This window comes from Mesoflavibacter profundi (assembly GCF_014764305.1).
GTDB lineage: Bacteria > Bacteroidota > Bacteroidia > Flavobacteriales > Flavobacteriaceae > Mesoflavibacter > Mesoflavibacter profundi.
Map to the genome: position 1 here is coordinate 485,076 of NZ_CP061703.1, position 22,143 is coordinate 507,218.

17 protein-coding genes and 1 tRNA gene are annotated in these 22,143 nt (G+C 31.3%); 8 read left to right on the forward strand and 10 right to left on the reverse strand.

Features of this window, described 5'->3' with window-relative positions; translation table 11 throughout:
- Positions 1 to 83 precede the first annotated feature (83 nt).
- Positions 84 to 791 carry a dipeptidase PepE gene (gene pepE / locus IFB02_RS02245; protein WP_106686677.1) on the forward strand — a complete coding sequence of 236 codons (708 nt, stop codon included), beginning with the start codon at positions 84 to 86 and terminating at the stop codon, positions 789 to 791.
- Positions 792 to 825: 34 nt separating this feature from the next.
- Here the strand turns inward: pepE and IFB02_RS02250 are convergent.
- A tRNA-Gly gene (locus tag IFB02_RS02250) sits at positions 826 to 898 on the reverse strand.
- A gap of 49 nt (positions 899 to 947) precedes the next feature.
- On the reverse strand, positions 948 to 1,373 hold the full coding sequence (locus IFB02_RS02255) for a GNAT family N-acetyltransferase (RefSeq protein WP_106686676.1): 426 nt from the start codon (positions 1,371 to 1,373) through the stop codon (positions 948 to 950).
- 53 nt (positions 1,374 to 1,426) lie between these two features.
- Between IFB02_RS02255 and IFB02_RS02260 the strand changes: the two genes are divergently transcribed.
- The 4 genes from IFB02_RS02260 (at position 1,427) to IFB02_RS02275 (ending at position 5,337) form a co-directional block, all read left to right on the forward strand.
- A complete protein-coding gene (locus IFB02_RS02260; RefSeq protein ID WP_106686675.1) occupies positions 1,427 to 2,365 on the forward strand; it encodes a GNAT family N-acetyltransferase in 939 nt (312 codons plus the stop codon).
- A gap of 96 nt (positions 2,366 to 2,461) precedes the next feature.
- The gene (locus tag IFB02_RS02265) at positions 2,462 to 3,220 is read left to right on the forward strand and encodes a M48 family metalloprotease (RefSeq protein ID WP_106686674.1); all 759 of its coding nucleotides are present in this window, start codon (positions 2,462 to 2,464) and stop codon (positions 3,218 to 3,220) included.
- An 84-nt stretch (positions 3,221 to 3,304) separates the two neighbouring features.
- Entirely contained in the window at positions 3,305 to 4,822 is a 1,518-nt protein-coding gene (gene gpmI, locus IFB02_RS02270) for a 2,3-bisphosphoglycerate-independent phosphoglycerate mutase (protein WP_106686673.1), read from the forward strand.
- Between the two features lie 116 nt (positions 4,823 to 4,938).
- Entirely contained in the window at positions 4,939 to 5,337 is a 399-nt protein-coding gene (locus IFB02_RS02275; protein WP_106686672.1) for a BT0820 family HAD-type phosphatase, read from the forward strand.
- On the opposite strand, the gene IFB02_RS02280 is transcribed toward IFB02_RS02275, so the two are convergent.
- Positions 5,334 to 6,605 carry an acetyl-CoA hydrolase/transferase family protein gene (locus tag IFB02_RS02280; protein ID WP_106686671.1) on the reverse strand — a complete coding sequence of 424 codons (1,272 nt, stop codon included), beginning with the start codon at positions 6,603 to 6,605 and terminating at the stop codon, positions 5,334 to 5,336. The two genes, IFB02_RS02275 and IFB02_RS02280, sit on opposite strands and share 4 nt — an antisense overlap.
- Positions 6,606 to 6,724: 119 nt before the next feature.
- On the opposite strand from IFB02_RS02280, the gene map reads away from it, so the two are divergent.
- The 3 genes from map (at position 6,725) to IFB02_RS02295 (ending at position 8,794) form a co-directional block, all read left to right on the forward strand.
- Positions 6,725 to 7,543 carry a type I methionyl aminopeptidase gene (gene map, locus IFB02_RS02285; RefSeq protein WP_106686670.1) on the forward strand — a complete coding sequence of 273 codons (819 nt, stop codon included), beginning with the start codon at positions 6,725 to 6,727 and terminating at the stop codon, positions 7,541 to 7,543.
- 109 nt (positions 7,544 to 7,652) lie between these two features.
- A complete protein-coding gene (locus IFB02_RS02290) occupies positions 7,653 to 8,417 on the forward strand; it encodes a class I SAM-dependent methyltransferase (RefSeq protein ID WP_106686669.1) in 765 nt (254 codons plus the stop codon).
- Between the two features lie 8 nt (positions 8,418 to 8,425).
- On the forward strand, positions 8,426 to 8,794 hold the full coding sequence (locus tag IFB02_RS02295; protein WP_106686704.1) for a DUF423 domain-containing protein: 369 nt from the start codon (positions 8,426 to 8,428) through the stop codon (positions 8,792 to 8,794).
- 48 nt (positions 8,795 to 8,842) lie between these two features.
- On the opposite strand, the gene IFB02_RS02300 is transcribed toward IFB02_RS02295, so the two are convergent.
- From IFB02_RS02300 to IFB02_RS02330, 7 genes are all read right to left on the reverse strand, one after another.
- The gene (locus IFB02_RS02300; RefSeq protein WP_106686668.1) at positions 8,843 to 9,694 is read right to left on the reverse strand and encodes a hypothetical protein; all 852 of its coding nucleotides are present in this window, start codon (positions 9,692 to 9,694) and stop codon (positions 8,843 to 8,845) included.
- 4 nt (positions 9,695 to 9,698) lie between these two features.
- Complete coding sequence (locus tag IFB02_RS02305) at positions 9,699 to 12,572, reverse strand: LamG-like jellyroll fold domain-containing protein (protein ID WP_158256248.1); 2,874 nt, start codon at positions 12,570 to 12,572, stop codon at positions 9,699 to 9,701.
- Between the two features lie 98 nt (positions 12,573 to 12,670).
- The gene (locus tag IFB02_RS02310) at positions 12,671 to 13,420 is read right to left on the reverse strand and encodes a LytR/AlgR family response regulator transcription factor (RefSeq protein ID WP_106686666.1); all 750 of its coding nucleotides are present in this window, start codon (positions 13,418 to 13,420) and stop codon (positions 12,671 to 12,673) included.
- A 2-nt stretch (positions 13,421 to 13,422) separates the two neighbouring features.
- On the reverse strand, positions 13,423 to 15,405 hold the full coding sequence (locus IFB02_RS02315) for a tetratricopeptide repeat-containing sensor histidine kinase (protein WP_106686665.1): 1,983 nt from the start codon (positions 15,403 to 15,405) through the stop codon (positions 13,423 to 13,425).
- A 334-nt stretch (positions 15,406 to 15,739) separates the two neighbouring features.
- A complete protein-coding gene (locus tag IFB02_RS02320) occupies positions 15,740 to 18,277 on the reverse strand; it encodes a T9SS type A sorting domain-containing protein (protein WP_106686664.1) in 2,538 nt (845 codons plus the stop codon).
- A 97-nt stretch (positions 18,278 to 18,374) separates the two neighbouring features.
- Complete coding sequence (locus tag IFB02_RS02325; protein WP_106686663.1) at positions 18,375 to 19,133, reverse strand: LytR/AlgR family response regulator transcription factor; 759 nt, start codon at positions 19,131 to 19,133, stop codon at positions 18,375 to 18,377.
- Between the two features lie 55 nt (positions 19,134 to 19,188).
- On the reverse strand, positions 19,189 to 22,089 hold the full coding sequence (locus IFB02_RS02330; RefSeq protein ID WP_106686662.1) for a sensor histidine kinase: 2,901 nt from the start codon (positions 22,087 to 22,089) through the stop codon (positions 19,189 to 19,191).
- Positions 22,090 to 22,143: the final 54 nt, after the last annotated feature.

The window sequence follows — 22,143 nt, forward strand, 5'->3', positions numbered from 1 at the left end:
ATATTGTCTTAATTAAATTCTAACTTGTATCTAAACTTTTGTTAAATCAAGGTTTATATAAATTTACGAAAACATTTTTTGAAATGAAACACATACTTATTGCTAGCACTTCTACTTTACATGGCGGAAATTATTTAGACTATCTTTTAGATAATTTAAAAACTCATTTTAAAAATATTGATCAAATAATTTTTATACCCTATGCCAGACCAAGTGGTATTACGCATGATCAATACACCAATAAAGTAAAAGCAGCTTTTAATAGTATAAATAAAGAAATAATTGGTTTACACACATTTAGTAATCCAAAAGAAGCTTTAGAAAATGCCCAAGGAATTTTTGTTGGTGGCGGAAACACCTTTGTGTTAACCAAAGCCTTGTATAAGTTTGACCTGATAAAAACAATTCAAGAAAAAGTAAAAAATGGTACACCGTATTTAGGCACAAGTGCAGGTAGTAACATTTGCGGTCTTACTATTGGAACAACTAATGATATGCCCATTGTGTATCCGCCAAGTTTTAAAGCACTAAGTTTTGTCCCTTTTAACATTAATCCACATTATTTAGATCCTATCGTTGATAGCAAACACATGGGCGAAACCAGAGAAACAAGAATAAAAGAATTCCATAAATTTAATACCCAACCTGTTATTGGATTAAGAGAAGGTAGTTGGTTAGAAGTTAATGGAGAAAACATCTGTTTAAAAGGAAACCTACAAGCCAGAATATTTGAACACAATCAAGAACCTTACGAAGTAGATCCTAATACCTATTTAAACGAATTGAAATAAAAAAAGCTTCATCTGTAAATGATGAAGCTTTTTGAGCGGGAGACCGGGTTCGAACCGGCGACATTCAGCTTGGAAGGCTGACGCTCTACCAACTGAGCTACTCCCGCTTTTTGCGGTGGCAAATATAAACAAAGATTTTAATTAATTGCAAAAAAATTACAACTTCTTTAAAAAATGATAGCCTAAAATTTCAAAACCCTCGTTATAATAAAACTTGTGCGACGGGTAATTTTGCACGTAAGTATTTAGTTCACAAGTAGTACAACCTTTACTTTTAGCATAATCGTAAAGCCATATAAAAAATAATTTTCCTAGACCATTTCCGCGATATTTTTCTTCAATAAACACATGATCAACTTCCATACTTCTGCCAACATAGTGTCTTGTCTGAAACCACATTCCAGACATACCAATTAAAGTATCGCCTTCATAAACACCAGCACACTCATAGTTTTGAGTAACCATTTCGGCAAAGCGTTCTTTTAAAACAGCATCGGAGTTAGCGTTATTAGTTAATTTTTGCATTAAAGGAATAATACAATTTATATCTTGTTTTGCTATTAATTTAAATTGAAAAGACATTTACTTTTTTATTTCAAAAATAAGTAATTTTGAAGGACTACTTTTTAATCAAAATGAAAATTATTTCCCAAACCAATAGATTATATTTAAGACCGTTTTCTGTTACAGACGCTAATAATTTTTATCTTTTGAATAAAAATCCAGAAGTTTTAAAATATACCGACGACAAACCTTTTACTTCAATAAACGAAGCAAAACAATTCCTATTAAATTATAAAGAATACGAACAACATAATATGGGAAGATGGGCAGTTTGCGATAAAAAAACAGATCAGTTTTTAGGTTGGTGCGGATTAAAATTTCATCCAAATAAAAACAAAGTTGAAGTTGGTTACCGCTTTTATAAAAAATATTGGAACAATGGTTACGCTACCGAAAGCTGCCAAGCGGCAATATATTATGGTTTTAAAAACCTTAAACTTAAAACCATATATGCACATGCACATGTAGACAATTATGCATCACATAAAGTCTTAGAAAAATGCAACATGAATTATATAAAAACCTTTAATTATACTGGTATGCCTGCAAACTTATATAAAATAGAAAATCCAGATATAGAAATAAAACAAATTACCGCTTTACAGACCTATCCTGTTCGTCATCCTGTTTTAAGAACTGGCAGACCTATTGAAGACTGCAAACTTACTTTTGATGATCACCAAGACACATTTCATTTAGGATTATACTTTAAAAACAAACTATCTGGTGTAGTAAGTTTAATGAAACTTAACAACGAAAAATTTGAAGAACAAAATCAATATCGCTTACGCGGAATGGGTGTTTTGGAAGAATTTCAAGGATATGGATTTGGTAGATCATTAGTAGAAACAGCGCAAACAATAGTAAAACAAAAAGGCGCTAAACTACTTTGGTTTGACGCCAGATTAATTGCTGTTGGATTTTATAAAAAATTAGGATTTACAATAATTGGAGATCAATTTGAAGTCCCAAAAGTTGGTCCGCATTACGTCATGTATAAACGATTATAGATATTTTTTGTATTTCGTCTAAAAAAATTTTTAGCCAAAAAAAATGTATCAACTAATCTATAACTTTTGTAAATTGAAAATTCAAAACTACTAACAATGAGAAATTTAAAAGGAAGACTATTAATTGGACTTGTCATTGCTGCATTTTTCGGATTTAAATATTGTAGCCAAATTGAAGAAAATCCATACACAGGAAAACGCCAAGCCATTTCTATGACACCAGATCAAGAAATACAAATGGGCTTACAAAGTCGTGAACAAATGGCTGCACAACATGGCGGATTATATCCTAATCAAGAATACCAAGCATTTGTAGACAGAGTTGGAAATAAATTAGTACAAAACAGTATTGCAAAAGATACACCTTACCAATACGAATTTCATTTACTTGCCGATCAAAATACAATTAATGCGTTTGCATTACCTGGTGGACAAATATTTATCACTTATGCGCTTTTTGCACAATTAGAAAACGAAGACCAATTAGCAGGTGTTTTAGGTCATGAAATTGGTCATGTAATTGGTCGTCATAGCGCAGAGCGTATTGCAAATTCCGAGCTTTGGCAAGGACTATCTACAGCAGGTTCTGTTGGCGGTGATATGGGCGGACTTGTAAGTCAAATTGGTAACGGAACTTTATTAAAAAATGGACGTGGTGACGAGCTAGAAAGTGATGATTTAGGCGTACGTTTTATGCTGCGTTCTGGTTATGATCCAGAGGAAATGATAGGCGTAATGCAAATTTTAAAACAAGCAGCTGGACCAAACCGCGTACCAGAATTCCAGAGCACGCATCCTGATCCAGAAAATAGAATTGAAAAAATTAGAGAATCTATTAAAAAGTATTCATTATAACTATAACGATTTAGTAGAAAACCAACAAAGTCCTGCATTTGCAGGACTTTTGTTTTTATATTTGTTATAATAAAATTTACAGTAATGAATAAAAAAGTAATCTTAATGATACTAGATGGTTGGGGAAAATCTCCAGACCCAAAAGTATCGGCAATAGATAATGCTAATACACCTTTTATAGACAGTTTATATACAAAATATCCAAATGCACAGTTACGTACAGATGGACTACATGTTGGTCTTCCAGAAGGACAAATGGGAAATAGTGAAGTTGGCCACATGAATCTTGGTGCAGGACGGATTGTTTATCAGGACTTAGCAAAAATAAATCTTGCTGTAGAAAATAATACACTTGCTAAAGAACAAGTATTAGTAGATGCGTTTAATTATGCAAAAGCAAATAATAAAGACGTTCATTTTTTAGGGTTAGTAAGTGATGGTGGTGTACACTCGCACATTAACCATATTAAAGGATTAATTACAGTTGCTCAAAATGCTGGTGTAACAAACAGTTTTGTTCATGCGTTTACAGATGGACGTGATGTAGACCCAAAATCTGGAAAAGGATTTATTGAAGATTTAGAAAATTTCACTTCAAATACAAACACAAAAATTGCAAGTGTAACTGGTCGTTATTATGCAATGGACAGAGACAAGCGTTGGGAACGAGTAAAATTAGCTTACGACGCTGTAGTTAATGGTTTAGGTGAAAAAACGCAGGATTTATCTAATAAAATTCAGACAAATTACGATAATGAAATCACAGACGAATTTATCAAACCAATTATTAAAACAGATGAAGCTGGCAATCCAATAGCAACTATTAAAGAAGATGATGTTGTTATCTTTTTCAACTTTAGAACAGATCGTGGTCGCGAATTAACAGAAGCATTATCACAACGCGATTTTCATGAGCAAAACATGCACAAGCTGAATTTATACTACGTGACTTTAACAAATTATGACGAAACTTTTACAGGCATCAACGTGGTTTTCAACAAAGAAAATTTAACAGATACTTTAGGTGAAGTTTTAGAAAAGCATAATAAAACACAAATTAGAATTGCCGAAACTGAAAAATATCCACACGTAACATTTTTCTTTTCTGGTGGACGCGAAACACCTTTTGAAGGTGAAAAACGAATTTTAAAAAATTCGCCAAAAGTAGCTACTTACGATTTAAAACCAGAGATGAGTGCGTTTGAGCTAACCGATGCTTTAGTACCAGAATTAGAAAACGAAACAACAGATTTTGTTTGTTTAAATTTTGCAAACGGAGATATGGTTGGTCACACTGGTGTTATGGAAGCTGCAATAAAAGCTTGCGAAGCTGTAGATAAATGTGTAGAAAAAGTAGTAACAACTGCATTAGATCACGGTTATACAACACTTCTAATTGCCGATCATGGTAATTGCGAAACTATGATTAATCCTGATGGTAGCCCAAATACAGCACATACTACAAATCCTGTTCCTGTTATTTTAATTGATAACGAATTAAAACACATAGAAAACGGTATTTTAGGTGATATGGCACCAACTATTTTAAAGCTAATGGATGTACCACAACCAGAAGCGATGACTCAAAAATCTCTAGTCTAGAACAAAACATACAGTTAATCCGTTTTAAATAATTTAAAACGGATTTTTTTATTCCCTATTTCGATTAAAAAAAGACTTCAAAAAACATTACTTTTGCAGTATCTTAATTAGTATAAATGAATTTAAGAGCGAAAATAATAGCTGTAGACTTTGATGGTACCATTGTAGAAGATGCATACCCAAATATTGGCAAACCACGTTTGTTTGCTTTTGAGACGTTAAAACGTCTTCAAAACGATGGACATCGCTTAATACTTTGGACGTACAGACATGGTAAGAAACTTGAAGAAGCTGTAGACTTTTGCAAAGAAAATGGCATTAATTTTTATGCTGTAAATAAAAGTTTTCCTGAAGAAACTTTTAAAGCTGATGTAAGCAGAAAAATTAACGCCGATTTATTTATAGACGATCGTAATATTGGTGGCATTTTAGGTTGGGGAGAAATTTATCAAATGCTTACCAACGAAACACCTCAACAATTAAAACCTAAGAAAAAAGGCTGGTTTAAATTTTAACAACCAATCATTTCAAAATACGATTTATCTATTGCTTCTCTATGATCTGGATGAGCAATATTAACCAAAGCTTTTACACGTTGTTTAATTGTTTTTCCGTAAAGACTAGCAACACCATACTCGGTTACTACATAATGTACATGCGACCTTGTAGTGACTACACCTGCACCTGGTTTTAAAGATGGTACAATTCGGCTAATACCATTTTTTGTAATCGATGGTAATGCTATAATTGCCTTACCACCTTCACTTAAAGATGCGCCTCGTATAAAATCCATTTGTCCACCAACTCCAGAATACATATGCGCACCAATAGAGTCTGCACAAACTTGTCCGGTCACATCTACTTCAATAGCAGAATTTATAGCAACCATTTTAGGATTTTGTTTTATAATTGAAACATCATTAGTGTAATTTGACGCTCGCATTTCTACAAACGGGTTATCGTCTACATAATCGTATAGTCGTTGTGAACCTACTAAAAATGTGGCTAAAGCACGACCGCGATTAATTTCTTTATAATTTCCGTTAATAACATCTTTTAGTATTAAGTCTATCACACCATCAGAAAACATTTCGGTATGTAAACCTAAATCTTTGTGGTTAGTCAATCGTGCTAACACTGCATTTGGTATACTACCAATTCCCATTTGTAATGTACTTCTATCTTTAACTAAATTAGCTACGTATTCACCAATTTTATCTTCAACTTGATTTGGTGGTAAAGCATCATGACTTGGTAATGGCTCGTGATGTTCTACAAACTGATCAATTTCAGAAATATGAATAATTCCAGCACCATGCGTACGTGGCATGTATTTATTAATTTGGGCTATTACAATTTTAGCATTATCTATTGCTGCTAAAGTTGCCTCAACAGAAACACCTAAAGAACAATAGCCATGTCTATCTGGTACAGACACATGAATAAATGCTACATCCAAATCAATTATATTTCTTTTAAACAAAAGCGGTAATTCACTTAAAAAAACAGGTGTGTAAGAGCCATTTCCAGCTTTTAAAGTATGTCTTACATTTTTTCCTATAAAAAATGAATTAACATGAAAACTGTCTTTTAACTCTAGATTTGCGTAAGGTGCTTCACCTTCGGTATGTAAATGGCAAACCTCAACATTTTTCAATTCTTCGTGTCTTAAGGACAAAGCTTTAATTAAAGCTTGAGGTGCAGCTGCTGCTGCTTGCACATATATTCTATTATTTGATTTAATTACTTTTACTGCTTCTTCTGCGGTTACTGGTGAATACATAGGGTTAATTTTTCTACAAAATTACAATTCATCATTTTTTAAAATCCTGCTAAATGTCATGTTTTACAAACTTTATAGAATATTATTTTAAGTATATTTGCAGTCTATAATTTTTATTTATGATTATTGTAAAAACAAAAGAAGAAATAGAATTAATGCGCCAATCTGCATTAGTTGTATCTAAAACTTTAGGCGAAGTTGCTAAAGCAATAAAACCAGGTGTTACCACTTTAGAATTAGACAAAATCGCAGAAGAGCACATAAGAGATCTTGGTGCAATTCCTGGATTTTTAGGTCTATACGATTTTCCTAATACACTTTGCATGAGTCCAAACTCGCAAGTAGTACATGGAATACCTAATAACAAACCATTGGAAGAAGGTGACATTATATCTGTAGATTGTGGTGCAATTTTAAATGGTTTTTACGGTGATCATGCGTATACTTTTGCTGTTGGAGACATTGATCCTGAAACTGAAAAATTACTTCAAGTAACTAAAGAATCTTTATACGTTGGTATACGTGAACTTAAATTAGGAAATCGCGTTGGTGATGTTGGTTTTGCTATTCAAAAATATTGCGAAGATCATGGATATGGTGTTGTTAGGGAATTAGTTGGTCATGGATTAGGCCGAACCATGCACGAAGATCCAGAAATGCCAAATTACGGTAAACGTGGTAGAGGTAAAAAATTTGTAGAAGGAATGGTAGTTGCTATTGAACCTATGATAAATATGGGTACAAAACGCATAAAACAACACCGTGATGGTTGGACAATTACAACCTTAGACGGAAAGCCTAGTGCACATTTCGAGCATGACGTTGCTATTTTAGATGGCAAACCTGAATTATTATCTACTTTTGCTTACATCTATGATGCTTTAGGTATTGAAAGTGATGAGGAAAATGAATTTAGACAGCAAGCTTTAGTTTTATAATTTTAAACTAAACTTTTAAAACTAAAAATGTTTAAATTTTCTTTTAGGATCTTTAAATACAAAAGAACTATTATGGATTCCGCATCAAGTGCGGAATGACAAAATTAACTTGAAAAAAATATTCAAATACATACTTAATTTTATTCCAAGACCATTGCTAATTAGGTTAAGCTATATCGCAAGACCTATTTTAGCATTTGTTTTAAAAGGAAATAACCATATAGATCCTATAGACGGAAAAGCATTTAAGACTTTTTTACCTTATGGTTACGGTAAACAAAGACCTAATGTACTTTCGCCTTCTACATTAAGTTTAGAAAGACATAGACTATTGTGGCTCTATTTAAAAAATGAAACTGATTTTTTTACTTCAAATAAAAAAGTACTTCATTTTGCTCCAGAACAAGCATTTTACAAACGCTTTAGACAACTTAAAAATTTAGATTACACGACAACCGATTTACTATCACCATTAGCAGATGTAAAAGCAGATATTTGCGATTTGCCTTTTAAAGATAACACTTACGACGTTATTTTATGTAATCACGTTTTAGAACATATTCCAGACGATACTAAAGCAATGCAAGAATTGTATCGTGTTTTAAAACCTAACGGAATGGCGATTTTGCAAATACCGCAAGACTTAAATCGCGCTAAAACTTTTGAGGATAACACCATCACAGACAAAAAAGAACGTGCTGAAATTTTTGGTCAATACGATCACGTACGTATTTATGGTCGTGATTATTTTGACAAACTTAGAAGTATAGGTTTTAAAGTTGAAGAAGTGGATTACACTGCAAATTTTTCAGAAGCTGAAATTGATAAATACCGTTTAGCAAAAGGTGAAATTATTCCTGTTTGTTACAAATAGAAACCATTATGACACAACAAACTTTTATCATTACAGGTGCATTTTTTGGCATGTTAGCCATAATATTTGGTGCTTTTGGAGCTCATGCTTTAAAGAAAATCTTATCAAATGATCAACTTAAAAGTTTTGAAACTGGTGTAAAATACCAAATGTATCATGCTATTGTTTTGTTACTTCTTGGGTTTAATTTTCAGTATTCAACTTCTGCAATGTATTGGTGTTTCACTTTAGGCATTGTACTTTTTTCCTTTAGCATTTACGGTTTGATTTTAAGTGATGCAAAAGGAAAAAAACTAAAGTTTTTAGGTCCAATTACACCTATTGGCGGTTTACTTTTTGTTATTGGTTGGTTACTTATTTTATTACAAGCTATATAAAATAAGGAAAGCCTTTAAATTGACTTTCCTTTAAATTCTTGGTTACATTTAATCGTGTAAAGGATCATCGCAAGCATTGCTTGATAACCTGCAACTTTCTAAATGTCGTTTAGTAGCTAATTTAGCATATTTATTATTTCGTATTATCTCTTTACCTTCTGGTGTATCCCAAAACTCTTTGTTTTTCTTACGTACATAAACACCATAATCTTCAACAGTTTCTTTTAATAATTTTAAATCGGCTTTATCATTAACTGTAAGCACATAAGCATTTTGCTTTGCTTTCATTTCTTTTAAATACGTCTTAACTTCACTTGTTAAGTCTCTTGCCATAGCCTCTTCGTATTCAGGACCAGTTCCTTCGTTAATATTTTCGTTTGTTTGATAAACTACCGAAGACTTTAACTTATTCCAAAATTTTCCTTTTTTCTTTTTAGATGTCTTATCTTTTTTAGCACTACCATCTAAAATATAGAATCTTGAAATTTTTCTAAAATCGGTAAAATCTTCAGAAAAGCCTTCAATAAAAAAAAGATAGTTACCCATAGCTACATAACCAGAATTTTTAGTTTGATGAAGTAAAACTGATGTGTTTGGAAACCCAATTTGCTTTACAACACTATTTGTTGCTCCATCAAAATTATCTAATAAAGTAGATTTACCTTTATAAATATATCGTGTTGTAATGCCTGCGTTAATATCATCTACATAATTAATTTTTACTACTAATTTTCCTGAACTAGTCATAGCTGCATTTTTCCCTTTCTTGGTTTTGTAAATATCACCATAACGTTGATATCTAGCTTCCTTTCCATGAGATTTTAATGTTTCAAAAATCGTTTTCTGCGCAAATAATGTAGTACTGAAAATACAGCACATTATAAAAACTACTTTTTTCATAATATTAATTTTTAATAAATCGTTTTGTTATTTGTTGATTATTCTCAGTTTGTATTTTTAATAAATACATACCTGTTTGTAATTCGCTTACATCAATCTTATTTTTATTAGAAGACAATACTTTTGTTCCTAATAAATTGTAGACATCTATCTTACTAATTATGTGATTAGTCTTTATGTTAATTATAGAATTTGTAGGATTTGGGTAAACGTTAAAAGTAATATCCTTTAAACTTACTTCTGAGATGGATAATGAAGTATCAAACTCATATGCGCCAGCATCTACAACAGTATTTACGTATCTATTATTACCTAATAAGTCAAGAATAATTGAAGAAGGCAAGTACGTATTATTACCAAAATCTATAGCTGGTGAAGATGTATTAGCAATACGGTATTTATATTTATCAGGAAAAACAGCTAAAATTGGGTCTGCTGTACTTGAGTTTTGAGCAATTCCAGAACTAAAACTAGGCGCAATACTATTTTGTACCACTCTTGTAGCTACAGTTTGCGTACTAAATGTTCCTAAAGTAATGTGTTCTGCGCCGTTACTTGTTTTATTATCCCATAGGACACTGTTATATAATCGTGCTGTACAATTACCATTAATTCTGGAAGCGGATATTATACTTGCAGCATTACTACTTGCATTAAAATCATTACTTGCAATTGTGCAATTAATAATTTCTGCTACTTGATTTGTAGCAATGTCTGTTCTAAACCAAAATAAAGAATTTATTCCGTTTGCTTCGTTAGGTACATTAGCAACCACATTATCATAGAATACTGAATTTAAAAAAGTTGTTTTTGCAGAAGCTCCTCTTGGGTTACTAGCATAAAATACTGTAGCAAACCGTCCTAAATTATTTCTAAAAATACAATTAGTAAAGGTATAATTAAAAGCTCCTGATTGGGTTGAAGCATGACCAAAATAAACAACTCCAGCATTATTTACTCGGTTATCTTCAATAAGCAACTTATTAAAACTAGCAACTTTAACAGGTGTTTGAATTAAAATTGCAGATCCAAACTTATTATTGCCTCTAGCATTACCTCCTTTAATAGTTAAACCATCTAACAATACATCATTTCCTGACAATGTAACAACTTGAAATGCGTTGTCTTGGTAAGCAGGTAAATTAAAATCTAAAGTACCAGTATCATTACCATTAACATCTCCAGACAAAATAGTTTCATTAACATCTGGGTTTCGTTGTGATAGTTGTGTTTCTGTACCGTTGAAGCCACCATATAATTTTTGATTTTGACTTACTGTAAATGTACTATTATTAGAAGTAAGAGTATAAGTACCATCTGCTATCCAAAATTCTACAGGTGCGCCTGTAGAAGGATTTGTTGATAATGCTGATGACAAGTTCGTGTAAGCATCTGCCCAACTTGTACCATCATTATTACCTGTAGCGCTTGCATCTACAAACACTTGCGGAAGTGGCGGATTAGTATTGTTTGTCGCTAGAGCTGTAACTTCTGCAACTGTAAGCGCTCGATCAAAGACTTTTACCTCATCAATAGCATCCTGATAAAATACAGCATTTGCTAGAGTATCACTAAGACTAAATACAGGATTTGTAAAAAACGTAATCCAATTATTCCCTCCTGTTTGACTATTTATTCCATTTGTTACATCTGTAGCAATCAAAACACCGTCTTTGTAAAACGAACCTTCATAGCCGTTAATGTTATTGGCAGTGACTTGCTCTATGGTTAAGGCGATATGGTGCCAGAGACCGTCATTGATATTGGGAGTGGAAAAAACTTTACTATATCCTGCAGAATCCTCCATTCTAGCAAAAAGGTTATTATTTTGTATATACACTTCAACCGAACCAAGACCCGTTTCATAATGAGTTAACACTCTTGCTGTACCATTAGAACTTGGCTCTACCTTTATCCAGAAACTATAGCTACTGTTTTGGCTAGTGATAGGTGTTACTCCTCCGTCAAAAACATCACCATTCATATCTAATGCACTATTAATATTTCCATCAAAATCTGTTACACTAGCATATGCCGTTCCTGTGGTGATTAAATCACCTCCTGACATGGTTCCTGTGTTTTCTAGACTGCCATTAGAAAAATTATAATTTCGCACTGCGTCATTAGGTAATGAGGAAATGGTTGCTAAGTCATAAACTTCAGCATCCGAAAGAGCTCTCGTCCATATTTTAATGTCGTCCAACTCACCTATATAAGGTGCTTCGCTAGAATCATTTGAGGCATCTGTAAAAATAAGATCTCTGGATGAGGTAAACAATTGAGGATTTTGTGAGACATTTAAAGTTTGTACGTTTGTGTCGTTAAGTATTCCATCTACGTATATTTTAATTTCCCAACTTTTTTGAGAAGAGTTATTCATTTCTACATGTAGAGTGACGCTTATGTTATGCCAATTTCCATCAGCAACAGAAGTACTATTTGCAGTCACAAAGGTTGCTCCAACAGGTGAAGACACTGCAAATGAAGCATTTACAGCGCCATTACGAAGATGAGCGCGTACACCACCACCAGAGTTACTCGAGTTATTGTCTCGATGTCTAAAAATGGTCCTGAACGCATTATCCTGCGTTGTAGTTTTTATCCAAAAGCTATAAGTAAACTCCTCTGGATTTCCTGTAAATGCTCCTGTGTTAAACTCTGCAGCGGTGATGTCTAGCGCACCATTTACATCACCATCACGATCAGTAGTTGTAGTATAGTTATTTGAGCCCATGACTGTCATATCGTAGGTACCAGGGTTAGCTACATTAACTAAACTACCACCATCAAAACTATAGAACTTTACATAATCCGTTGAACCTTGCGACCAACTAATAGTAGTTATTAAAACAAATAGATAGAGTAATTTTGTTTTCATGATTATTGAATTAAAGATTAATATGAAAACAAAATTGCCACTAAACATCATTGTATTTAGTGGCAAATTTCTGAAATGGACTTTTCAGCTTTTAAAAGCTAAATATTTTGAACTATGGTTAAAAATTCTTCTTTCTTATCGTTAGAAATTGAAACTGTTTTATCATTTTCCATTACAATATAACCGCCATCTTTTTTAATGTATTCTTTTATAAACGCTAAGTTGATTAAAAATGAACGATGCGGACGATAAAACATTTTTATATTTTGTAGTAAGTCTACAAAGAATTTTAAAGGTTTGCTTACTAAAATATCTCCTTCTGATTGTGTAGTAACATTGGTATACATACCATCTGCTTCAAACATAATAATGTCTGTAAAGTCTACAAACTTAATTCCGTTACTGTTTGGCAATCCTATTTTTTTAAAATTAGCATCTTCTAAGCTGCTTTTTAATTCGGTTAAACGTTTATTGATTTGCGAATTACCTAAAAATTTAATCGCTTTGTCTACCGCATCCTTTACTTGACTTGGTCTTACTGGTTTTAATAAATAATCGATTGCAGAAAGTTGAAAGGCTTGTATTGCATACTCACTGTAAGCTGTAGTGAAAATTATCTCGAAATTATGAACTTCTTTTTCTATAAAATTTAAAATTTCTAGTCCAGAATGTTCTGGCATTTCTATATCTAAAAATACAATATTTGGTGCTTGTTGCTTTATTAATTCTACGCCAGACATTAAATTATCGGCTTGTAAAATTGTGGTGATTTTTGGGCAATTTTCTTCTACCAATATTTGCAGTACTTGTCTTGCTTTTTTCTCGTCGTCTATAATTAAAGCCTTCATAATTATTTATTTACTATTGGTATGTTTAAAATCACTTTAGTTCCTGTAGCTTCATCCTCATATTTTAAGTCTAAAATCTCTACACCTATTTTTCGTTCTTTACCATAGTTAAGTAAATCTAAACGCTCGGTAGTTGCTTTTAATGCAAACGATTTATGCTGATATTGACGTTTTTGATTTATAGCTTTGGACTTTTCTCTACCAATGCCATTATCTTGTACAATACATTGTATTATTTTTTCTGAAGGTTTAGAAATAGAAATACTTAATTTTCGGTTATCCTTTTTGTGTAACAATCCATGTTTCAATGCATTTTCTACATATGGTTGAATAAGCATTGTTGGTATTTTTATGGCTTCTGAATTTGCTTTATCATCTACAGTAACTTGATAGTCTAAAGCATCTTCAAACCGAAGTTTTTCTAACTCTAAATATAGTTTTAGGTTATGAACTTCTTCTGGAATAGAAATAAAGCCTGTATCACTAAAATGAAGGTAATTACGAATTAAATCGGCAAACTTACCTAAATAATCGCTTGCTAAATTCTTCTGATTTAACACAATATAATCTTGAATAGAGTTTAATGCATTGAATATAAAATGCGGATTCATTTGTGCTTTCAACGCTTTAAGTTCGCTGTCCTTATATTGCTTTTCTAATGCTAATCGTTTTTGTGTTTCTTTTAATTCTAACGTGATTATTTCAGCTTTCTTCTTAGCTTTTAACCTACTGTAATAAAACAAACCTGCAATTAATAATAAACCAGAAATTACAAGTGCGCTATAAAGTAAGTTTTTATTTTTTGTGTTCTCTAATTGCGAAATTAGAAGTTGTTGCTGAGCTATATTTTTTTCTCGCTCTTTCTTTTCTGTTTCGTAGGCAACTTCAAAATCGGCAATAGCTTTTTGTTTCTCTATCGTAATGATGGAATCCTTAAGTTGTTTTTCTAAAATACTATATTTTACAGCCGATTTATAGTCTTTTTTTTCGTAGTATAATGTAAAGAGCATTTGGTAATTAAAATGAAGCGAATTTAAATTATCTGCTTCTTCCAATAATCTATTTGCTTTAAGTAAATACGTTTCAGCTTGATTGTATTGTTTCCATTTTCTGGCATTATTCCCTAAATTATTATAACTCTTAATGATGCCATTCTTATTATTTAATTGCTGATTAAGTTCTAGACTTTTTTTATAGTAAGAATTAGCGCGTTGATAGTTATTTTGCTTTTCGTAAATAATACCAATATTGTTATTTAGGTTTGCTAAACTTTTAGGTCTTTTTTCTGTTTTTTCAGCAATTGAGGCGTATTTAAGAGCTTCTGTAAATTCATTTAATTCAGTTTTAGTACTCACTAAATTTATACAAACACTGTTTAAAGCCGATGGTGTTTTTTGTATAAATGGATGATTAAAAGCTTCTAAAAAATACTTATCTGCATTTTCCCAATCTTTTATAAACACATAAATACCGCCTAAATTAACTTTGTTTAGTACTATGGCTTGTGGTAATTTGTCTTCAAAATTTTTAAAAAAACTGATAGACTGTTTTATGTTAGTTATAGCGCCTTCATAATCGCCTTTTGCCTTCAACACATTAGCTAAACTACTTTGGGTTTTTGCTATGTTTAAGGTATCTTTTAATTTTTCGAATATTAATTTTGCCTTGTTGTAGTATGCTAAAGAAGAATCTAACTTACCTTGATTTCTGTAGTTAATTCCTAATTCTCTATAAAGTTTACCGCGTCCACTGTTTGACGTAGTAGTCTGTAATTCACAAAGATGCTGCTTAATTATTAAATAATGAAGTTTTGGATTTGCCTTTCTATTTAAATTAATCAACTTCTGGTATTCTAAACTTCGTAAACTATCATTCTTAATTTTTGAAAGTATTGCATTTAAGCTATCTAGTTTTTTGTTGGTGTCTTGAGCAGATACTAATTGAAACGCAAACAGAAAAATTAATAAATGAATTGTTTTTAGCATAACTAATATATAATTTATGCAAGATGGTGATTTCTATTTATATAAAAATAAAGTATTTCTAAAATGGCTTTATGGACTTCTAAAATAGAAATTAAAACTAAAAAAACATAGGCATAAGCGTTAACAATTAAAATTTCATAATAAATAGCTCTATAAGATATATCTTGACTTTTAATAATGTTACTAAAGGAAAAACTAGTGCTTTTAGGTCTAATTACTCTAATTAGCGTTTTTTTGGTATTGCCTAGATGTAAATTTTGTTACAAGTTATGTATAAAAAAAAGGAAAGCCTTTAAATTGACTTCCCTTTTAAGATTGATTAATAGCAAATCGTTTATTCTTTTAAAATACGCTTAGTATATATAGAGTTTTCTGTAATAACTTTAACTAGATACACGCCATTTGGTATAGATTTTAAGTTTATTGTTTTGTATTTAGAATCGATAATTTTCTTTCCTAACATATCATAAACTTCAACTGAATTAATGTTGATAGGTGATTTAATATTTATATAATCTGATGTTGGATTTGGGTATACTTTAACATCATTTATTGTTAATTCAAAGTCATCAACAGATAAGGTTGAAGCTGCTCCATATTCATAAACACCTAAATCTACAGTTGCATTATGTATACGTTGATTAAATAATAAATCTGAAGTAATACCAGATGGCACTAAACTGTTATCTCCTGTATCTATAGCTGGCGAACCTGGCTGTAATGTAAAATCATTATTATTGGCATTTATAAATAATGGGTCTGCATTTGACGTATTTGTTAAGTATGATAAATTGTTAAAATTATCTTCACTAATAGAATTATTTACAAAAACCGTATTTGGATAATTAACATGTCCTGGGTTTACAGAAAGTCCAACGACTCCTGATGCTCCTTGATCATTAAAATAAAATATTGAATTATTTATCGTTGCATTGTGTGTACTATTTCCGTCAGACCTTCTACTTAATGCTAAAGTACCTTTAAGAGAACTCGAGTAAGTTCCATTATCTTCATTATTTGCAAAAGTACAATTGGTTATTGTTGTTGTTAAATTAGCTCCTGTATCATTTGCCCTTATCCAAGCTGAACTTCCGGTGTAACCTAAAGCTGAACCACTAAAATCATAAGATACGTTATTAGTAAATAAGCAATTAACCATATCTAAGGTAACTGTTCTATTTTGATTTACTAGAAAATATAAACCCGAACCATAACGACTTAAATTATTATTAAAAACACAATTTTGAAACGTCATACTTGTATTGTTATTCAAGTACGAGCGTATTGCACCGCCATTTAACCCAAAGTTTTCATCAAACTCACAGTTTTTAATAATTAAATTAGATGTTTGGCCCAAAATATTAATAGCGCCACCATAAGCGTTTGTGCTTGAACCATTGGCGTGACCATACATGATTTTAAATCCATCAATCACAGCATTATCAGCATTTGATATTTGCATTACATGATACGAATTATCTCCTCTTGTACCTGAACCATGTCCAGCATCATCACCATTTAAATCGCCTGATAATATGGTTGGATTTGCTAAAATATCACGTTCTGAAATTGAAGATTCCGTACCATTAAAACCTCCATAAACATGAAGTCCATCAATAGCTATATTAAATGAGTCTGTTCTATTATTTCCTGGTTTGTATGTTCCAGCTGCAACCCAAATTTCAGAAGTATTAACATCTGCAGATCCTAACGCAAAATTAAGAGTAGTCATAGCGTTTGACCAAGAATCTCCACTACCATTTCCTCCTGAAACATTCGCATTTACATATATTCTTGATAAAATTGGTGCAGTTGTAAATTCTTGTACTGATAACTTTCCAGAGTCCATATATGCTATAAACATATTACCTGTAACAGGATTCATTTCCATCTCTGCAAAAAAATTGGCGCTTGATGTAGAAACACCTGGCGATGGTAAAGAACTATTAATAGTACCATTATCATTTATTATACTAAAAGACAAATTTTCTGAAAAGTCAGAGTACATTAAATAATTTTTATTATTAATTAAATTCTCTCTAAACTTAACCACATCTTTGGTCGTATTGTAATAACTAACTAATGACGTGTTTTGAAATATCAAAATCTCTTCAACAGTTCCATTCAATCTATAAGCTGCTGCTAATGTCTTATTATTAATTCCTGAAATTTTACGTAATGTTCTTCCTCCTATATACGCATACATATCAAAACTAGAAACATTACTACTGCTACCTACAGGTTTTCTTCCAACAACACTAGAGTTATCTGTACCTGCGTAAGCAACAAAATAATCGTTATAATTAACATAATCGTAATTATGATCTAAAACATATTGAGGTGAATTAATTAAAACTTCTTCTAATGCAGAACCAGATAATGTACCACTAGGAAATTGAATTATTCTTAACTTTTTACTAGTTATTTTTCCTGCTACTCTAGCATCTCCACTCGAGTTAAATTGAATTTGAAATGGGTTATCTGTAAATCCTAAATTAATATTAACACCTCTAGCTACCCAATTTGTACCATCAAAACTATAAACATCCATTTGGTCATCTGCTGTTCTTCTGTAAGCTATCCATGGTTCATTTGTTACAGGATTAAACTTAATAGCATGGTTAGCAGAAGCCATATTAGATATTGTACCTCCAACAGCAACCCAAGACACACCATTATATCGCATAACTTTGGGTTTATTACCGTCTGTTACATCATTATATACAACATAAGGTCTCCCATTTGTTGGATGAAAAGACATTGCAACATTATCTGTAAAATTTGTAAACTGTGTACTTCCAACCTGACTCCATTGCGCATTAACAATGAGAGATACAGAAAAAAATAAGAACATTAGTAATTTTGTTTTCATAATTTTTGATTTGAAATTAGATTTCAAAACTCTAGAAAAAAGTAGTAAACTTCTTATTTTCTTTCTGAAAGTGATTTACTTTTTGCTGAACGTACTTTTAGGTATTAAAAGTTTCCCTAATAATGCTCATAAACTCGTTACGTTTATCTTTTGAAATTGGAATAGTCATATTATTGCTCATCACTAAATGATGTCCGTCGCGTTTTGATAATTCTTTAATATGCTTCAAATTTATAAAGTAAGATCGATGTGTTTTATGGAAGAAAGTGAGGTTACTTAATTGCTCTACAAAGTGTTTTATTGGCTTACAAATAAACTCGGTATCGCCATTTTCTAAATATACTTTGGTGTACATACCATCAGCTTCAAAAAGCACAATATCTTCATGCGACACAAAAATAAATCCTTTAGGCACTTCTAAAGCTATTTTATTTAAAGACAGTTGCTTGAAGGTATTTTTTAAATCGTTTAGTTGGTTGTTTATACTCGATTTTTTTATAGTAGCTATGGCTTTTTTAGTTGCCGATTGAAGCTCGGATTTATCTATTGGTTTCAACAAATAATCTATTGCCGAAATTTTAAAAGCATCTACTGCATATTTATTGTAAGCTGTAGTGAAAATTATCTGAAAGTTAATCTCTTCTTCGCTTAAAAATTCAACAATTTGTAACCCAGAATATTCTGGCATTTCAATATCTAAATACACAATTTCTGGTTGCTCTTGTTGTATTAATGCAACGCCAATTTCTAAATCTGGTGCTTCCAAAATAGTTGTTATCTCAGGACAAAGCTCTTCTATAATGCATTTTAAAAGGCGTCTTGCTTTGTTTTCATCATCAATAATTAGTGCTTTCATGTACTTATAATTGGCTATTATTTATAATCCTCTAAATGTAACATTACTTACAATATTATCGATTTAAAGGTATAATTATGGTTACCGTTGTTCCAGAATCTTCTGCATAAGATTTACTCTCGGTTACCACTTCAATTTTATGTTTTCGCTTATGATTTAAAAGCTCAACACGCTTTTTATTAGCGCTTGTAGCAAACGAACGATGTTGTGGATTCCTGTTTTCATTCAGTCGCGCTGAAGCTTCTACACCAATACCATTATCTTTTATAATACAAAGAAATTTAGTTTTAGAATCGTCTAATTTAAAAGTAACATCGAGTTTTCTGTGGCTTTTTTTATGAAGCAAACCGTGTTTTAAGGCATTCTCAACATAAGGTTGAATAAACAACGAAGGAATTTTAATCTGATTAGTTTTTAAGTCTTTTGATATAGCAATCTCATAATCTAATGCATCTTCAAACCTATTTTTCTCGAGTTCTAAATAAATATTTAATGCGTTAATTTCTTCAGAAAGTAATACTTGGTCTTGCTGGCTATGGTCTAAATAAATTCGCATTAATCGTGAGAATTTAATAAGAAAACTACTTGCTAAATCCTTTTCATTCAACACAATATATTCTTGTATAGAATTGAGTGCATTGAAGATGAAATGCGGATTCATTTGAGAACGAAGATTTTCTAACTGTGACAGTACAAGCTGCCTGCTCATCATTTCATTCTGTAATTTTGCATTTTGCTCTCTGGTGAGTTTGTTTATTTTTCTTCTATAAAAAGCATACAACAAACTCGCTAAAACTGCACCTACCAGTGCATAAAACCACCACGTGCGCCAAAACGGTTTGGCAATATTAAAATCTATGCATTTTACTGTACTATTACTATTGGCTATTTTTACTTGAAAGGTATAATTACCACTTGGCAATCCGTTATAATTTACAGTATTTACAAGATCTTCCGTTGTTTGCCAATTATCATTTTCGCCTATTAATCTATATTGATATTTTGTATGTTCGTGACTTTTAAAACCGTTGGTATTAAAAGCTATTTTAATTGAATTTTGATTGTGCGACAGGTTATATGCTGGTAAAAATTCTTGATTTTTAAAGTTTACATCTACCGCAGTAAAATAGACTTCTGGTGTTATTGTAGTATTAAAAGTTGTTTTTTTATTTACGCTAAATAATCCTTCGTTTGATGCAAAAAATACATGATCGCCAACTGGTTCTATATCCATAATACGATACGAAGGAATACCGTTTTGCATCGTCAAGGTTTTAAATATTTTGGAGTTAAGGTCCAATAATTGAATCCCTTTTTCTGTTACAATCCAAAGCGAATTATCATCACCTTGTATGTGAGTTATTTTATTAGAAAGTAAACCGTCTTTAACCGTAAAATGATTTACAATTTCATCATTTTCTATCTGATAAACACCGTTTTTAAATGTAGAAACCCAAATAGCGCCAGCTTTAGTTTGAGTAATTGATTTTACAAAAATGGGGTTACCATTATCGTTTATAGCCTTTATATTTTTATTTTCTTTAATGCTGAAAAGTCCATCTACCGAAGCGTTGTAAAACACATTATTTGTTTTTGAAAAGTGATTTGCATAAGATCGTTTTGGGATAAATACTTCTATTTTTTGAAAAGTTTCATCAATAAAACCAAAACTGTTATAAATTGAAATACAGAATTTTCCGTTGCCAAAATCAATATCTTTCGCTCCTTTAGTTTCGTTGTCTACTTGAGTTAAAATCTTGTCTCTAAAATTATAAATTAACGTTCTGTCTTCTTTTGAAATAATCGCAACATTAGATTCTTCTTCATAAAAAATATTAGAGACACGATAAGCTGTAGTATCTATAGGTTTTACTTTACCCGAATTTACATTTATGAGACCAACATAACCTTTATTAGTTCCAAAAATTAATGTTGAATCATTTAGCTTTTCTATTTCAGATACACTTTTATCTGCAAATGCTAGATTATAATTTAAAACATTAATATTTGGATAAATGTAAATACCATCACCTTTGGTAGTTATCCAGAAATTATTGAAGCTATCTTTTAAAACTTTTGTGACGTATTTAGATGAAAAAAATGTATTTAGAAGTACTAATTCCTGATTTTTTAATTGACAAATGAATAGTCCAAAATCTGTAGAAAACCAGACTTGGTCATTATGTAAAAAAACATGAACAATAATTCTGTTCTCCAGTGTTTTTGGAAGTTTTATTTTTTGACTTATCCCTGATTTCTCATCGAATGTGAATAAATTATTTTTATCGTACTGGGAGAAAAAATAAAATGCTAAACTATCATTTTTAACAATATTAATAAGGCGTGAAACTCCTTTTGGTCTTTCAAAATTTTTAAAAATAATAACCGGTAGATAGTGTTTGTTTTTAAACTGTAAATCGGTTTTTACAATTTTACAATCTTCTGTATATAAATATCCTTCATTATTCTTATAAGGTTTACCAATTTCTACCTTTTTATTAAAGCTTTTTTGGATGGCTTTAGTTTCTAAATCAACCAAAAAAATATTGTGTCTGATGAAAATAATTAATTGAGAATCTGTGACAATAAATTCGGCAAGTTCACCTTTTAATTCTTCAGACAAATCGATAAAATGATGCATGGTATTACCTGAGACATAAAAGAATTGTCCAGATATATTATTGCACCAAACGCGACCTAAAGCGTCTTCATAAGGTCCAAAAACGGAATTTCCTTTTTGTTTTGAATTTGTAAATGACTGGTAGTTTTTACCATCGTAACGAAAAAAACCTTTATCTGCAGCAAGCCAAATAAATTTTTTAGAATCTTCAATAACATTATAAAACTCAATATCTGGAAGACCATCTTTTTCGGTCAAATGAAGTTTTGCTGGTTCTTGAGCTAAAGCGTTAAACGCAAAGCATAAAAAAAAGAAATACAACAATAACTTGTTCATGAAAGAGTAATTTTTGTACAAATTAATCTTTAAAAGTAGATTGGTGAAGATTTT

Excerpts from the sequence above, each read along its gene's own strand:
- pepE (WP_106686677.1), top strand. The coding sequence starts at position 84 with ATGAAACACATACTTATTGCTAGCACTTCTACTTTACATGGCGGAAAT.
- IFB02_RS02255 (WP_106686676.1), bottom strand. The coding sequence starts at position 1,373 with ATGTCTTTTCAATTTAAATTAATAGCAAAACAAGATATAAATTGTATT.
- IFB02_RS02260 (WP_106686675.1), top strand. The coding sequence starts at position 1,427 with ATGAAAATTATTTCCCAAACCAATAGATTATATTTAAGACCGTTTTCT.
- IFB02_RS02265 (WP_106686674.1), top strand. The coding sequence starts at position 2,462 with ATGAGAAATTTAAAAGGAAGACTATTAATTGGACTTGTCATTGCTGCA.
- gpmI (WP_106686673.1), top strand. The coding sequence starts at position 3,305 with ATGAATAAAAAAGTAATCTTAATGATACTAGATGGTTGGGGAAAATCT.
- IFB02_RS02275 (WP_106686672.1), top strand. The coding sequence starts at position 4,939 with ATGAATTTAAGAGCGAAAATAATAGCTGTAGACTTTGATGGTACCATT.
- IFB02_RS02280 (WP_106686671.1), bottom strand. The coding sequence starts at position 6,605 with ATGTATTCACCAGTAACCGCAGAAGAAGCAGTAAAAGTAATTAAATCA.
- map (WP_106686670.1), top strand. The coding sequence starts at position 6,725 with ATGATTATTGTAAAAACAAAAGAAGAAATAGAATTAATGCGCCAATCT.
- IFB02_RS02295 (WP_106686704.1), top strand. The coding sequence starts at position 8,426 with ATGACACAACAAACTTTTATCATTACAGGTGCATTTTTTGGCATGTTA.
- IFB02_RS02300 (WP_106686668.1), bottom strand. The coding sequence starts at position 9,694 with ATGAAAAAAGTAGTTTTTATAATGTGCTGTATTTTCAGTACTACATTA.
- IFB02_RS02305 (WP_158256248.1), bottom strand. The coding sequence starts at position 12,572 with ATGAAAACAAAATTACTCTATCTATTTGTTTTAATAACTACTATTAGT.
- IFB02_RS02310 (WP_106686666.1), bottom strand. The coding sequence starts at position 13,420 with ATGAAGGCTTTAATTATAGACGACGAGAAAAAAGCAAGACAAGTACTG.
- IFB02_RS02315 (WP_106686665.1), bottom strand. The coding sequence starts at position 15,405 with ATGCTAAAAACAATTCATTTATTAATTTTTCTGTTTGCGTTTCAATTA.
- IFB02_RS02320 (WP_106686664.1), bottom strand. The coding sequence starts at position 18,277 with ATGAAAACAAAATTACTAATGTTCTTATTTTTTTCTGTATCTCTCATT.
- IFB02_RS02325 (WP_106686663.1), bottom strand. The coding sequence starts at position 19,133 with ATGAAAGCACTAATTATTGATGATGAAAACAAAGCAAGACGCCTTTTA.
- IFB02_RS02330 (WP_106686662.1), bottom strand. The coding sequence starts at position 22,089 with ATGAACAAGTTATTGTTGTATTTCTTTTTTTTATGCTTTGCGTTTAAC.